Consider the following 1,122-nt stretch of genomic DNA (forward strand, 5'->3'; position numbering starts at 1 on the left):
TGAGGTCGCCGATGCCGTCGCCGTTGCTGTCCTGGAAGGAACGGACGAGGACCTCGTAGAAGACGGCGCGTTTGAACCACTCCGGGTCCCGGTCCCTCTGGGGTGTGTCCTCGAAGGTGTCCGAGATGGGCTTGTTCGTCGTCATCGGGTACCGGGCCCTCCGTTCTGAGCCGAGCACGTGCCGTCGGCGGGGAACCCGACGTGGAGGATGTGTGCGGGCGCCCGGCCCGGCTCCAGGCGCACGTAGTTGGTCCTTCCCCAGCGGTAGGTCTCACCTGTCAGCTCGTCGCGCACCGGCGCGTCCTCGTCCTGGCCCAGACCGAGTTCCGCCATGTCGAGCGAGACCCAGGCCGCCTGCGCGTGGTGGGGATCGAGGTTCACGACCACCAGAACCGTGTCCGAGCCCGCGCGCTTGCTGTACGCCATGACAGCGTCGCTGTCCGTGTGGTGGAAGCGCAGGTTTCGCAGCCCGTGCAGGGCCGGATGGCGCCGGCGGATGTCGTTCAGAGCGGTGATGAGCGGGGTGATGGTGCGTCCCTCGCGTTCGGCGGTCTCCCAGTCGCGGGGGCGGAGTTGGTACTTCTCGGAGTCGAGGTATTCCTCGCTGCCGGGTTTGAGGGGGGTGTTCTCGCAGAGTTCGTAGCCGGAGTAGACGCCCCAGGTGGGGGAGAGGGTGGCGGCGAGGACGGCGCGGAGTTCGAAGGCGGGGCGGCCGCCGTGCTGGAGGAAGGCGTGGAGGATGTCGGGGGTGTTGACGAAGAAGTTGGGCCGCATGTAGGCGGCGGCCTCACCGGCGAGTTCGCCGGCGTAGTCGGTGAGTTCCTGTTTGGTGGTGCGCCAGGTGAAGTAGGTGTAGGACTGCTGGAAGCCGGCCGCGGCGAGGGTGTGCATCATCGCCGGGCGGGTGAAGGCCTCCGCCAGGAAGATCACGTCGGGGTCGGTGCGGTTGATGTCCGCGATGACCTGTTCCCAGAACACCACCGGTTTGGTGTGGGGGTTGTCGACGCGGAAGATCCGCACCCCGTGATCCATCCAGTGGCGCAGGACGCGGGTGGTCTCGGCGATCAGGCCGGGCATGTCCGCGTCGAAGGCGATGGGGTAGATGTCCTGGTACTTCTTCGG

The 1,122-nt window shown here is 67.4% G+C and carries 1 protein-coding gene; it reads right to left on the reverse strand.

From position 1 onward, the window contains the following. Positions 1-141: 141 nt before the first annotated feature. On the reverse strand, positions 142-1,122 hold a 981-nt coding region (locus ACZ43N_RS42725; RefSeq protein WP_468105288.1), incomplete at its 5' end, for an alpha-amylase family glycosyl hydrolase.

It is taken from the genome of Streptomyces sp. NPDC030814 (assembly GCF_055572155.1).